This window comes from Citrobacter sp. MGH100, from assembly GCF_001034465.1.
GTDB lineage: Bacteria > Pseudomonadota > Gammaproteobacteria > Enterobacterales > Enterobacteriaceae > Citrobacter > Citrobacter youngae.
Map to the genome: position 1 here is coordinate 955,106 of NZ_KQ089800.1, position 13,500 is coordinate 968,605.

11 protein-coding genes are annotated in these 13,500 nt (G+C 51.5%); 1 reads left to right on the forward strand and 10 read right to left on the reverse strand.

Annotated features, from left to right (window positions below):
• Positions 1–44: 44 nt before the first annotated feature.
• The 5 genes from SK32_RS04510 to fabI all read right to left on the reverse strand — a co-directional run bounded on the left by SK32_RS04510 (position 45) and on the right by fabI (position 6,849).
• Positions 45–227: a YciZ family protein gene (locus tag SK32_RS04510; protein WP_048211505.1), complete on the reverse strand. Its 183-nt coding sequence runs from the start codon at positions 225–227 to the stop codon at positions 45–47.
• Positions 228–421: 194 nt separating this feature from the next.
• Complete coding sequence (pdeR, locus tag SK32_RS04515; RefSeq protein WP_048211506.1) at positions 422–2,413, reverse strand: cyclic di-GMP phosphodiesterase; 1,992 nt, start codon at positions 2,411–2,413, stop codon at positions 422–424.
• Positions 2,414–2,674: 261 nt separating this feature from the next.
• Positions 2,675–4,609, reverse strand: coding sequence for an exoribonuclease II (locus SK32_RS04520; protein WP_048211507.1), 1,935 nt, complete (start codon positions 4,607–4,609; stop codon positions 2,675–2,677).
• 89 nt (positions 4,610–4,698) lie between these two features.
• The gene (locus tag SK32_RS04525; RefSeq protein WP_048211508.1) at positions 4,699–5,844 is read right to left on the reverse strand and encodes a carboxymuconolactone decarboxylase family protein; all 1,146 of its coding nucleotides are present in this window, start codon (positions 5,842–5,844) and stop codon (positions 4,699–4,701) included.
• Between the two features lie 216 nt (positions 5,845–6,060).
• On the reverse strand, positions 6,061–6,849 hold the full coding sequence (fabI, locus tag SK32_RS04530; RefSeq protein WP_005126472.1) for an enoyl-ACP reductase FabI: 789 nt from the start codon (positions 6,847–6,849) through the stop codon (positions 6,061–6,063).
• Between the two features lie 499 nt (positions 6,850–7,348).
• Here fabI and SK32_RS04535 point away from each other — a divergent pair, with 499 nt between their 5' ends.
• Positions 7,349–8,038 carry an EAL domain-containing protein gene (locus SK32_RS04535; protein WP_048212578.1) on the forward strand — a complete coding sequence of 230 codons (690 nt, stop codon included), beginning with the start codon at positions 7,349–7,351 and terminating at the stop codon, positions 8,036–8,038.
• Between the two features lie 44 nt (positions 8,039–8,082).
• Here SK32_RS04535 and sapF read toward each other — a convergent pair whose 3' ends face one another.
• Genes sapF through sapA form a run of 5 tightly spaced genes read right to left on the reverse strand, consistent with a single transcriptional unit; the run spans position 8,083 to position 13,365 of the window.
• Positions 8,083–8,889 (reverse strand): peptide ABC transporter ATP-binding protein SapF, encoded by an 807-nt coding sequence (gene sapF, locus SK32_RS04540; RefSeq protein ID WP_048211509.1) that lies wholly within the window; start codon positions 8,887–8,889, stop codon positions 8,083–8,085.
• A 1-nt stretch (position 8,890) separates the two neighbouring features.
• On the reverse strand, positions 8,891–9,883 hold the full coding sequence (gene sapD / locus SK32_RS04545) for a peptide ABC transporter ATP-binding protein SapD (protein ID WP_003020556.1): 993 nt from the start codon (positions 9,881–9,883) through the stop codon (positions 8,891–8,893).
• Complete coding sequence (gene sapC, locus SK32_RS04550; RefSeq protein WP_005126480.1) at positions 9,883–10,773, reverse strand: peptide ABC transporter permease SapC; 891 nt, start codon at positions 10,771–10,773, stop codon at positions 9,883–9,885. Before sapC ends, sapD begins: the two co-directional genes overlap by 1 nt.
• Complete coding sequence (sapB, locus tag SK32_RS04555; RefSeq protein WP_005126482.1) at positions 10,760–11,725, reverse strand: peptide ABC transporter permease SapB; 966 nt, start codon at positions 11,723–11,725, stop codon at positions 10,760–10,762. The genes sapC and sapB overlap by 14 nt, the downstream gene beginning before the upstream one ends.
• Positions 11,722–13,365 (reverse strand): ABC transporter substrate-binding protein SapA, encoded by a 1,644-nt coding sequence (gene sapA / locus SK32_RS04560; protein WP_048211510.1) that lies wholly within the window; start codon positions 13,363–13,365, stop codon positions 11,722–11,724. The genes sapB and sapA overlap by 4 nt, the downstream gene beginning before the upstream one ends.
• Positions 13,366–13,500: the final 135 nt, after the last annotated feature.

Here is a 13,500-nt window from a genome sequence, read left to right on the forward strand (position 1 = left end):
ATCTGAAATCTGATGGCTACAGCGACATAACGTGAGTGAAGTCATCAGATTTCCCACGGGGCCTTCGGTTTTTTTGACACAGACGCTGTATCTTCTTTGACCGTATCTAACAGTTCAGCCTTGAGAATTTCGAGATTGTGGATCGCTGAGTGGTAATCGCCTGCAACGAGAATATCCAGCACAGTATCAATGCGCTCGGCCAGACGTTGTGCGTCGGTATCAGACATGGTCATCATCCTAATGTCAAAAAGGTTTGAATTTCATGATGCAGAAATTCATGCCAAAAGAGAAGGGAAAAATAGTATTAACATGAATGATTGGAGAATATTATATATTCCGTGATTACATACAGATATGGTCATCACGTAGTGTCCATTTATGGCTATTTTTCACGTTTATCCCTTGCACTTTTCTTGTTGCGTTATCGCAATTTTTTATTCAGATGACGTTTATACCAACGTTCAAATGCAGCGGCTGGCATTGGCTTGGCGAACAAAAAACCCTGACGTTCATTGACGCCATTTTTGGTCAAAAAAGCATCCTCTTTCGTACTTTCAACGCCTTCAGCTATCACCTGTAGGTTAAGCGCCTGCGCCACTGCGACAATAGCGCGCACCAGCGACTGTGAAATGGGTTGTTTATGAATATCCCTGACGAACGCCTGGTCCAGCTTAATGGCATCAAGTGGGAAGCGGGCCAGTTGAGACAACGATGAATAACCCGTCCCAAAATCATCTAAATGGATCTGTGCCCCAAGCTGGCTAAATTGCTGAATAACGGACAGTGCCAGGTGTTCGTTTTCAATTAAACTGCTCTCGGTCAATTCGACATCGATAGGGCAATATTCAAAATTGAGATCGTGAAGCACCTGTTTCAGGTCGGTAAACAGCGTCTGATCGGCAAGCTGGCGAGCAGAAACGTTCACGGCCACTCGCAGATTAATCCCTTTATCGCGCCACTTTGCGACCTGACGAACAACGTCGAGAATAACCCAGCGCCCCAGCGGCACAATCAAGCCTGATTCTTCAGCGTAGGAGATAAACTCCAGCGGAGGAATGAGACCACGTTCAGGGGACTGCCAGCGCACCAGCGCCTCCAGACTACGTACTTCACCACGCCATGTTATTTTCGGTTGGTAATGAATCAACAGTTGATCGTTTTCCAGCGCCTTACGCAAGTTGGTATCCAGCCAAAGATACTCAAAGACTCGCTGGTTCATTTCCGGAGAGAAAACGCAGAATTGTCCCCGTCCGCCTTCCTTTGCGGTATACATGGCAGTATCGGCATTGCGAATAACGCTCTCGCAGTCGTGTCCATGCTGTGGTGCAAGGGAAATTCCAATCGAACAACCGGTATAAACCTCAATCAGGCCAATTCGGAAGGGCTGGCGCAAACGGGTCAAAATACGTGATGCCGTGGCTTCCAGCGCCACTTGAGATGTTTGAGTCGCGAGGACAATAAACTCATCGCCACCAAAACGGGCCAGTAACTGGTTATCATCAAGACAGCTGAGAATTGCCAGTGACACGCTTTGCAACAGTTGATCGCCGAACATATGTCCGTAGGCATCGTTTACTTTTTTGAAATTATCCAGGTCGAGGTACACAATACCAACCTGGGTATCTCCTGCATTCTCAATGGCTTCAGTGATCAGTTCATGAATCGCATTCCGATTAGGTAATCCGGTAATGGAGTCGGTATTTGCCAGAACTCTCAGGCGTTCCTGAGCACGCCGTTCTTCGGTGATATCGGTACCTGAGCAGATTAGAAATATTTCGTTCTTACCGCTGCCGTTGTGCACAAATTTATTGCGAAACAGAAACAGTCGCTGACCTTTACAGGTCTTCACCCAACGTTCGACTTCATATGAGTTACCTTCGCGAAAGAAAACATCGATGTTGCGTCTGGAGGCTGCGGCTTCGCGTCGACTCATAAACAGCGTGAAGACACTTTGACCAATCACTTCGCGTTCTTTGAGTCCGGTATATTCTTCACACAGGCGATTGAAACGCTGAATGTTCCCCATGCGGTCAAGGATGACAATAACGGAGTTGGCTTCAGAGACCACCTGTTCGGCAAAAGAAAGTCCTTGTGCCAAATCGCGGGCGACCGGAGGGGTATCATCCCAGGCGGATGCACTTCCGGCCCATTCGCGTTTATTTATTTTCCGCCCGACCAGGTGAACAGGGATATCGTCATCTTCAATCGACAGTGTTATTAACAGGCTTGACGTGATGACCGTCATCTCCCGGATGCGGTCGGCTTGCTCAGGTGATAATTCGATGTTTTGGTTCGTTTCTGCCGCTTCGTCAATAGAGAAATGCAGGATGTCGCAACCCTCTGACAAACGCCAGTAGGGGTTATGGGTGCCCACATAGCTATACAACGTAGCCAGCTCCCGAACGTCTTTCATGATGTGTACTATCCCGTTTAAAGCGCATGGAGCCTCAAAAGTAAGGGTAGCCATAATTCAAAGGGTGATGATGGCTGAACATATTGTTTTATTTATATATTTATGTGTAATCCAGATTCAGGAAAAAGCAAAGCTGGCGAACGGAAAATAGTAAAAAATAAATCTGACTGGATGGAAGAAGTGTAGTGCGTAGCAGGCAATTGGTCGGGAAAAAAGAAAACGACCTTTCACAAAAGAGAAAGGTCGTTGAGTTAATGCGTATTATACGGCAGGGCGCGCGATGACGCTGCGGGTTTCCATCCGCACTTCGGCGATGGTGACGTCAATGACATCAGTAACTTTGTAAACCACCTCACCTTTGATCTGGACCGTACCACTTTCCTGGCTACACACCAGTTCATCACGAACCGCGTGCAGGAAGGGGGCCGGAATAAAGGCTACCGCGCCGTTATCAATTAAACGTACACGCATACCACCACGGCTGACATCAATAATCTCGGCCGCAAAGCGGGTGTCGGTGCCGGCTTTGTCATTCAGAAAACGTGCATACAGCCAGTCACCCACATCACGCTCGGCCATGCGGTTCAGGCGGCGACGTTCAGCCATCTGCAAAGTCGTATCATCCTGCGGGCGGGAAATTGTCTCACCTTTGATGATGGCCTTAAGCAAGCGATGGTTGATCATGTCGCCATATTTACGGATAGGCGAGGTCCAGGTGGCATAAGCTTCCAGGCCCAGACCAAAATGCGGACCCGGCTCGGTGCTAATCTCAGCGTAAGACTGGAATCGGCGGATGCGGCTGTCGAGGAAACCGGAAGGCTGCGCATCCAGTTCACGACGCAGTTTACAGAAGCCTTCCAGCGTCAGGACCTCTTCAGCATCAACGTGCATACCATGGGTTTTCAGTAGGGCAGCCAGTGCTTCTGCGTTAGCCGGATCGAATCCCATATGCACGTTATAAATACCAAAGCCCAGCTTGTCGCGCAGTACGCGGGCAGCACAAATGTTCGCCGCAATCATGGACTCTTCCACAATGCGGTTCGCGATGCGGCGCGGTTCCGCCACGATATCCAGTACTTCGCCTTTTTCACCGAGAACAAAACGGTAATCCGGGCGGTCTTTGAATACCAGAGCGTGATTATGGCGCCATTCGCCACGACTGAGACAGATACGGTGCAGCAGATGGATCTGCTGTGCAATTGCGTCATTCTCCGGCTGCCAGTCACCCGAGCCTTCAAGCCAGTCAGAGACGTTGTCGTAGGCCAGCTTCGCTTTCGATTCAATCGTTGCTGCGAAGAAGGTGATATTGTCTTCGATCGTGCCGTCAGCAGTGATGCTCATGCGGCAGGCCAGAACCGGGCGAATTTCGTTAGCACGCAGAGAACACAGATCGTCCGAAAGCTCGCGCGGCAACATTGGGATGTTGAACCCCGGCAGGTAGTTGGTAAATGCACGAATTTTTGCAATGTTATCCAGCTTACTGCCTTCAGCAATCCAGGCGGTAGGATCGGCAATCGCGACGGTTAACTGCAATTTACCGTCCGTTTGTTCTTCGGCGTAAAGCGCGTCATCCATGTCCTGCGTACTGGCGCTGTCGATGGTGACGAAGTTCAGTGCGGTTAAGTCCTCGCGCACCAGACCCTCATCCAGCATCTCAGTGGCGATGCCATCGGGTGCTTCTTTTTCCAGATTATGGCGAGCCAGTGTGACCCACCACGGAACGAAGTGATCGTCAGCGAAGGTAATAAATTGGGTTAACTCGGCGTAGAAGGTGCGGTCGCCTTTTAACGGGTGGCGACGCATTTCTGCAACAGCCCAGTCACCTTCTTTAAATTCATGTTCAACGCCACGCGCGGCGCGGCAGGGAATCGCATCTTTCAGGAGCGGATGATCCGGCACAATGGACAGGCGGTCATTCTTACCCTGAACTTTGCCCACGAAGCGCGTCAGGAACGGCTCGATCAGTTCTTCCGGTTCGGCAGATTCGCGATCTTTTTCCGTATGGATAACCGCCACAATGCGGTCGCCATGCATCACTTTTTTCATCTGCGGCGGTGGAATGAAATAGCTTTTTTGTGCATCGACTTCCAGGAAGCCAAAGCCTTTTTCCGTGGCTTTTACCACCCCTTCAGCACGTGGCGTCTGGGAATGTAGTTGCTGTTTAAGCTGCGCTAGCAGCGGGTTGTCCTGAAGCATAATTGTCTATTTTCGTGGCTGAAAGAGCGGCTGACAGTTTTACGCGAATCTGCCAGTCGCAGCAAGCGCTCTTTCAGCAAGTGGATCGGTTAATACGTCTCGCCCAACGCGATCTTCAAACGATTTAACCATCCGCACAATCCGCTCCAGGCCAGTACGTTAATTGCCTGTTCTGAAGATATACCCTGGTCGAGTAACGGAGTAAGCAGTGCGGCGCTAAAGCGATCGGGCGCCCGGGTTAGCCATTGTACCGCCTGCAGGGTGACGCGCTCAACCGGATGTCGTTGCTCCCAACGCTGTATTTGGCGCTCATCCTGGCGAAGTACGGTAATAATCTCAGTGAGCTCAGTGGCTGAGAGGGCGTACTCATTGAAGCAGGACACGCTACCGTTAATCCGCGATGTGAACAGCGTGGTCAGAGAAAATGTCCGTGATTGCACATCGCTGTGTAATGTGCTGGTAAAAAGCGCTTCAAATAACGCCAGTTCTTCAGGTGAGTGTTGAAGTAATGGCCTCAGCGCTTGCAACACAATGGGAGTATGGCTGGCATGTGCTTCTGCGCCGGCAAGATGTTTTTCAATTGGCAGGTCGGCGGTGTGCCACTGTGCTTCTTCTGCACTAAAGGGGGATGCCTCGGCAAATTGCTGAATATCAAGGCCTGGAATGCGTCGCACAGGATGGCCAAACCAGGCTTGAAACAACGCAACGACGCGGGCCTGAAAGCCGACAAAGCCAACGATTTGATTCATTAGAACACTGTCGCTGGTCGTGAGGCCAACCGCCTCCAGATGCTGGCGATCGCGTGAGCCGATGACGTCCGGAGAGCTGGCTAGCTGGCGAGCATATTGGGTGATTTGCGCCAGTCGGTGGTTGCTTTCCCTGGATGAATTAGGGCCAGGAAGGGGGGTCAGACGTGCAGCATAATGATTACATAAACGCTGTACGCCACAAACCTGTGCGACGGTTAAAGCGGTACTCATACGTTCATAGGCGCTGAACGTGAGCATTGAGTCCAGAGAAACATGCACTGGGAAGAGAAGTTGAGCAAGTTTACGGGCAGGTTCTAACCAGGACTGAAAGGGTAAAAGCGCAACGGCAGGTATCGTCAGATCCAGCAAAAATCGGTCCTCTACGTGTGCGGCTTCGGGCACCAACGGTAGAACATCTTGCGGATATGTACTGGACTGTGTCTCATGATACCAGTGGCTTTTGCCTTCAATTCGGCGTTGTTCCATGGGCGTTCCTTGGTCTAAAAAGTGGCGACCCGGATACGTCGTCATACCTGTACGCCGGATCGTTTGCGCTGCGATATCCTGACGTAAGCGAATGAGGTGATGAAAGATTGTTAAGTGATAATAAATATCAGAAAAGCATATATAGCCACGAGCGAAGGAGAAGGGAGAGGAAAATAATGGGCGACGGAGCGTCGCCCATAGAGGAAGTCTGAAAGATTATTTCAGTTCCAGTTCGTTCATTGCGGCGATGCTGAAGCCACCGTCAACGTGAACGACTTCACCGGAGATACCGGCGGACAGGTCTGAGCACAGGAATGCCGCAGAGTTGCCCACATCTTCAATGGTAACGGTACGACGAATCGGCGTAACCGCTTCGCAATGTGCCAGCATTTTACGGAAATCTTTGATACCGGAAGCCGCCAGAGTACGGATTGGGCCGGCGGAGATTGCGTTCACACGCACGCCTTCAGGACCCATCGCGTTAGCCATATAACGAACGTTGGCTTCCAGAGAGGCTTTCGCCAGACCCATTACGTTATAGTTCGGGATCGCGCGCTCTGCACCCAGGTAGGACAGCGTCAGCAGTGCAGAACCAGGGTTCAGCATTGAACGGCATGCTTTTGCCATTGCAACAAAGCTGTATGCGCTGATGTCATGAGCAATTTTAAAGCCTTCGCGGGTGACCGCATTCACGTAGTCGCCATCCAGCTGGTCAGCAGGTGCGAAACCGATGGAATGTACGAAACCGTCGAATTTCGGCCAGACTTTGCCCAGTTCAGCGAACATGGTGTCGATGCTGGCGTCTTCAGCCACATCACACTGCAGTACGATGTTGGAACCCAGCTGAGCGGCAAATTCTTCCACGCGGCCTTTCAGTTTGTCGTTCTGGTAGGTGAACGCCAGTTCAGCGCCTTCGCGGTGCATCGCCTGTGCGATACCATAGGCGATGGACAGTTTACTGGCAAGACCGGTCACCAGAATGCGCTTACCGGAAAGAAAACCCATAGCTTTAATCCTTATAGTCATTACTTATTTTTTTAGCAATCAATGAGTTATGATTGCAATTTCAAGGTCACTCAAAATTGGTGTGAAATTATATCCCACTCTTTGCCCCTTGTGTCACGATCTTTCTCTGCTATTCACCAGACGGTGAGCAGCAGTAATCGGCATTTCAGAGGGCAGGGAATCTGGTGGCCTGTCACTATTCATTGCACGTGAGGAGTATATCACTCCCCCCTGGTTCTGCCTCATCCAACCAGAGAAGAGCAGGGGTATAAGGTGAAAATACAAGGCGTCAGAGGGTTAAAATGGTATGATCTGACCTCTAGTCGATGTTTTAACACATATCAATGTAAGAACATTCTTAAAACAAAAAATATGACCATATTCATTTAGTTATGATATATTGTTTTTATCGATCAATATCGATTCATTGATCGATATTATTGATTGATTATGATTAAAAGTGCATTATCAGGACGTTATGATCAATTGGAGTGGTCTTATGCACTATCATTTCATCGCGGAACCGATGAGAGACACAACAGATAAGTTGCTGGGTGTTGAGATGCTCGCCCGCTTCACCTCTGAGACGGTTCATCCGTTACACGCAGATTCCATCATTTCGGCATGGAGTAGCGAACAAAAACGTAATTTCATGCTTGAGCAAATTCGGTTAATTGCAGAAAAGCGTAATTGGTTCGAGAACAATAATCTGCTCTGTACGCTAAGCCTTATTGATGAAATGGCGCTATTAGCAATTGGTGATCCCGTCATTAAGTCGGCCTTGCATTCCATGCCCTTTATTGCGCTGGAACTTTCAGAACGCTTTCTGTCGAATACAGTTTGCCTGAACAACCTGCTGATTAATTCGCTGAGTGATGGCCCAAATGCCTTGTGGCTGGGCGATCTCGGATCTGGCAGTATTGGCGCGAGTCCGCTGGTGTGCGGCCGTTTTGACGTTGTGAAAATGGATCGCGACTTCTTCCTGTCACAGGTAGAAAAAACAATTTTCCCGGTGTTGATTAAAAATATCAGGGGATATTGCGAGCGCGTTGTGGTTGAGGGGATAGATACGACCCATCTTATCGAGGAGGTCTGCACCGCCGGCGTTTGGGCGATGCAGGGTGAAATTTTCCCGTCAGTCACGTTCTCTGAGGTTGACGCGCTCCTCTTGCCCCGGTTTTGTCACTGATGACAGAACGGATAGCCCTCCCGTCCTGGTGGGCTATTATCTGATTAACGGTCTTTCCGCCAGGCATCGGCGGTAAGCGCCTCGCCAAAATGCCCTGCAATAAGACGACGAGTCAGCTCATGTAGCGGAGAGGCCAGCACGTCCGCCGTACTGCCGCGCTCGACAACTTCGCCCTGATGCATAACTAGCACCTGGTCGCTGATGTGTTTCATCATCCCAATGTGTTGGGTCACATAGATATACGAAATCCCCTGTTTTTCCTGTAATTCCAGCATCAGGTTGATGAGTTGCGATCGCATCGACATATCCAGAGAAGCCAGCGCTTCGTCGGCGATAATAACTTTTGGCCGCAAAATCAGCGCACGGGCAAGGCCCAGACGCTGTTTTTGCCCTGGGGCCAGCATATGCGGATAGTAGCTAACATGATCGGGTAGCAGACCCACCATACGCATAGTTTCCACAATCTGTTTGCGGCGCTGTTCAGGCTCCAGATCGGTATTCAGGCGTAACGGAAAATCGAGGATCTGTGAGATACGCTGCCGTGGGTTTAGCGACGTTGACGGATCCTGGAAAATCATGCGAATACGCTGACTACGAAATGAATAATCGCCATATTTTAGCGGATGATCGTCAATCAGCAGCTCGCCGCTGGTCGGCTCAACCATCCCAGCCAGCATTTTCGCCAGCGTGGACTTGCCTGAGCCGTTCTCGCCAATAATAGCGAGCGTTTGACGTTCACGCAGCGTAAAGCTCAGCGGTTTAACGGCTTCGACGGTCTGGCGGCGAAATAATCCCGTCCGGTAGCGGAAGGTTTTGCTCAGATTACGCACTTCGAGCAGGGTTTCTACCATCTCACTCTCTCTCCATATTCAGCGGGAAATGACAGGCGTAGAGATGATTCTTTGCTCCGGTCAGCCTTGGGGTTTCAATGCATTCTCGCTGCGCATAAGGGCAACGCGGCCCCAGACGACAGCCGATGGGCAACTGTTCTAACAACGGAATTGCTCCTGGCATGGTATTCAGGCGGCTTTTATGCGGCATTGCGCTACCAAAATCAGGAATGGCGCGAATCAGCGCTTGCGTATAAGGGTGATGGGGGATCGTCACCAAATCTTTACTGGGCGCGGTTTCCACCGTTTGTCCGCAGTACATTACGTTGATTTTGTCTGCCCATTGGCTGAGCATTTGCAGGTCATGGCTGATCAACAAAATGGTGGTATTGCTGTTTTGATTCAGTCGAGTCAGCAGACGAAAAATTTGCGCCTGGGTTGTGGGTTCCATCGCATTGGTGGGTTCATCTGCAATCAGCAGGCGAGGTTGGTTTGCCAGTGCGATGGCGATCATGACCTTCTGGCACTCACCGTCGGTCAGCTCATAAGGGAAACTGCGCATGGCATCTTTATGATCTTTTATCCCGACGCGGTGCAGCAGCTCAATCGCGCGGCGTTTGCGCCAGCCGATACGTTGCCACCAGCGCCCCTTGTAAGTCCAGGCGGGAATGTTTTGCATCAGTTGGCGTCCAATACGTTCAGACGGATCCAGACAAGACTGCGGCTCCTGAAAGATCATGGACACGTTATGGCCGACCAGCTTACGTCGCTCGCGGGCGGAAAGGCGCAACAGGTCGATATCATCAAAACGCATGCGGTCCGCGGTAACGCGCCAGTTATCTTTGGCGACGCCGCAGATGGCCTTAGCGATCAAACTTTTACCTGAACCCGATTCACCGACCAGTCCACGGATCTCACCTTCGTTTAGCGTCATGCTGACGCGGTCCACTGCTTTCACCCAGTCGTCACCGGTCCTGAACTCGATTGTCAGGTTGCGGATATCCAGTAATGGCATTATTCCACCCCCGCAATAATTGCGCGGCGTACGCCGTCACCTAACAGATTTACCAGCAGCACACTTATCATAATTGCCGCTCCGGGCAGCATGACGGTCCACGGCGCAACATAGATCAACTCCAGCGCATCGCCGAGCATGGCGCCCCATTCTGGGGAGGGCAGCTGTGCGCCGAGATCAAGGAAGCCCAGGGCGGCGATATCCAGAATCGCCATTGACAGTGCTCGGGTGATTTCAGTGATAAGACCGGCAGTGATATTCGGCAGAATTGCAAACCACAGGATATTGAGCGTGCTCGCGCCATCCAGACGAGCAGCAATGACATACTCTTTTTCCAGCTCGTCATGTACCATGCTGTAGACGGAGCGCACCATACGCGGCAGTAAAGCCAGCCAGACGGCGAACATCGCATGCGTCAGATGTGGCCCGGCAAAAGCCACCACAATAATGGCCAGCAGTAGCGATGGAATTGACAGCAGGGTATCCAGAATGTGGTTCAGCACCGCTGAGCGTAGTCCGTGCGTTGCCCCGGCAACCACGCCCAGCAACAGACCGCAGAGTGTGGCGGCGAGGGTAACGACAAACGCACCGCCAACGGTCGGGGCCGCGCCGCTGAGCAGACGGCTTAATACGTCGCGGCCCAGATCGTCAGTTCCGAGGAAGAATGACACTTCGCCATAGCGTGACCAGGACGGTGGCAACAGTTGGTAGCCAAGAAATTGCTGATCGATGCCGTAAGGGGCAAACCAGCCACCGAACACACACAGAATGACCAGTCCCGCACAACCGTACAGACCCACCATCGCAGAAGCATCGCCATAAAAATTACGCCATGCGGTGCGTAGCGTTCCGGGTGGGCGCTTCTCGCTATATACGCTATCGTAAGGCATACCATTCCTTATGTTTCAGAGGGTTAGCCATAGCACCCAAAATATCAGAGATGACGTTAACGATAATAACCAGGGAGCCAATCACCATCACACCCGCCGAAATAGCGGCGTAGTCTTGCTGGCGAATCGCGTTAATCAACCAACGTCCCAGCCCTGGCCAGCTAAAGACCATCTCGGTGATCATCGCCAGCGTCAGCATGGTGGAAAACTGTAATCCAAGGCGAGGAATGACCGGCGGAAGTGCGTTGTGCAATACGTGGCGACGCAGAATGGTGAAGCGTGACAAACCGCGCGTGGCTGCCGCTTTGACATAGTTCTGATCGAAGACCTCAATGGTGCTGATACGCATCAGGCGAATGACCTCCGTGGTGGGCGCGACGGAAAGCGTCAATACCGGAAGCACCATATGACGGATTGCGCTAACCAACATTTCGTCGCGCCAGGGGGAGTCAGAGATCCACGCATCAATAATGGCGAAACCGGTCACCGGTTTTACTTCGTAAAGTAGATCGAAACGTCCCGAAACGGGTAACCAGCCGAGAGTCAGTGAGAAGAGGAGCGTCAGCAGCAGCGCCAGCCAAAAAACGGGAATGGAAAACCCCATCAGAGCCAATGCGCTGATGCAGCGATCCTGCCATTTATTACGTGTGATGCCGGCCAGCATGCCGATGGGGATCCCGACCATCAGCGCAAACCCAAAGGCAAGAATACACAGCTCCATCGTGGCTGGGAAAACCTCTTTCAGCTGTTCTGAGATTAACTGACCGTTAATACTGGAAACGCCAAAATCCCAGTGGATCAGACCGTTGAACCAGAATATCCAGGCGTTCCACAGCGATGCGCCTTGTAACGGCGCATGGGGGGTGAAGTAGCTCAGGCTGAACCCAATGAATGTCAGGAAGAACAGGGTGACCAGCAGCAATAAGAAGCGGCGCAGGGTGAAGATAATCATGGTTTTTTCACCTCATCAGTCTTTTCCCTGGAAACCCCGGCAAAGGAAGCATTCCCGAACGGACTTAGCACCAGACCTTTGATGTCATAGCGGTAAGCCTGTAGACGCAATGATGAGGCCAACGGCAGGATCGGCAACTCTTGCGCCAGGATATTTTGTGCTTCGTCATAGGCGTCAATACGCGAGGAGAGCTGCTGCGAAGACAGCGCTTTGCGTAAAATGCTGTCGAACTGCGGATTGCACCAGTGTGCGAAGTTAGTCTGTGAGTTGATGGCGGCACAACTGAGCAACGGTCGGAAAAAACTGTCAGGATCGTTACTGTCCGTCGCCCAACCGGACAACGTCAGATCATGGTTCATATCCATTAATCGCGCCTCCTGAAAACGACCTTCAACCGGGATGATCTTCACTTTCACACCCACCTGCGCCATATCTGCCTGGATCAGTTCCGCTGTTTTCAGCGGACTCGGATTCCAGGCCTGAGAGCTGGTCGGGACCCACAGTTGCAACGTCAGGTTCTCAAGTCCCAGTGCTTTTAGCTGCTGACGGGATTTAGCCGGGTTGTATTCAGTAATCTTAGCTTCGTTGTCATAAGCCCACGAGGCGCGGGGCAAAATAGATGCTGCAGTTTCTGCCGTACCGTAGTAGATAGACTGCATCAGACGCTGGTTGTTAATGGCCAGTGCCAGCGCATGCCGCACTGCGGGGTTATCCAGCGGCGGTTTATTGGTGTTGAATGCCAGATAGGCAATGTTCATTCCAGGACGCAGCGTCAGGCGCAGGCGTGGGTCATCACGTAATATGGTGAGCTGACTGGCCGCGGGCCAGGCCAGAACGTCGCACTCCCCGGTCAGGAGCTTTGATAACCGTCCGGTGCCGCCTGAACCGAGATCCACAACGACCTGTGGCATCAGGGGCGTGCCGCGCCAGAATTTTTCGTGACGTTGTAGACGAATATATTGCCCCGCGCGGTTTTCTGAAAGCAGGAACGGTCCGGTACCGACGGGCTGCCTGTCGAGTAATTCCTGGCGATCCTGTTTGGCCAGTTGTGTGGCATATTCAGCCGACATTACAGAGGCATAGTGTGTCGCCAGATGCCACAGGAAGGAGGCATCTGGCTGAGTCAGACGAAATTCAACCGTGTTGTTATCCAGCTTGCGCACGCTTTGCACGTTATCAGCGAATTGCAGGCTATCGAAGTAGGGAAAGCTGCTGCCATTGACGTTGTGCCACGGATGGTGACGGTCAAATATGCGCTCAAAGGTAAATACCACATCATCTGCATTTAGCTTACGGGTAGGCTTAAACCAGGCCGTCTTTTGAAACGAAACGTCGCGGCGCAAGTGGAAACGGTAGGTTGCGCCGTTGTCCAGCACTTCCCAGCTCTCAGCCAGTTCTGGCACCAGTCGGTAGGTGTACGGATCCACATCAAGTAGCCGGTCATAGAGTTGGGCTGCCAGAGTGTCGACAATCAGGCCGCTGCTCGCTTTCTGTGGGTTGAATGTATTGACTTGCCCGCTGACGCAATAGACAAAGCCGCTGTCACGAATATCAGCGTGCGTGGTCTGCAGAGGCGCGGCAACAGCCTGACCACTCAGAAGTCCAGCCATTACGATCAGAGTTGATAAAACCAGGCGCATAATTTTAAGGGACTATGAATAAAGAAGCTATCTTACTAATATTTAATGACATTCGCCATTACCGTTTGAGTTTGGGGGCAACCATACAGTTAGTTGCAAATTCTACGTCGCGGCCTGGTCAATATTCATACCAGC

Coding starts and splice junctions, on each gene's coding strand:
- SK32_RS04510 (WP_048211505.1), bottom strand. CDS start 227: ATGTCTGATACCGACGCACAACGTCTGGCCGAGCGCATTGATACTGTG.
- pdeR (WP_048211506.1), bottom strand. CDS start 2,413: ATGAAAGACGTTCGGGAGCTGGCTACGTTGTATAGCTATGTGGGCACC.
- SK32_RS04520 (WP_048211507.1), bottom strand. CDS start 4,609: ATGCTTCAGGACAACCCGCTGCTAGCGCAGCTTAAACAGCAACTACAT.
- SK32_RS04525 (WP_048211508.1), bottom strand. CDS start 5,844: ATGGAACAACGCCGAATTGAAGGCAAAAGCCACTGGTATCATGAGACA.
- fabI (WP_005126472.1), bottom strand. CDS start 6,849: ATGGGTTTTCTTTCCGGTAAGCGCATTCTGGTGACCGGTCTTGCCAGT.
- SK32_RS04535 (WP_048212578.1), top strand. CDS start 7,349: ATGCACTATCATTTCATCGCGGAACCGATGAGAGACACAACAGATAAG.
- sapF (WP_048211509.1), bottom strand. CDS start 8,889: ATGGTAGAAACCCTGCTCGAAGTGCGTAATCTGAGCAAAACCTTCCGC.
- sapD (WP_003020556.1), bottom strand. CDS start 9,883: ATGCCATTACTGGATATCCGCAACCTGACAATCGAGTTCAGGACCGGT.
- sapC (WP_005126480.1), bottom strand. CDS start 10,773: ATGCCTTACGATAGCGTATATAGCGAGAAGCGCCCACCCGGAACGCTA.
- sapB (WP_005126482.1), bottom strand. CDS start 11,725: ATGATTATCTTCACCCTGCGCCGCTTCTTATTGCTGCTGGTCACCCTG.
- sapA (WP_048211510.1), bottom strand. CDS start 13,365: ATGCGCCTGGTTTTATCAACTCTGATCGTAATGGCTGGACTTCTGAGT.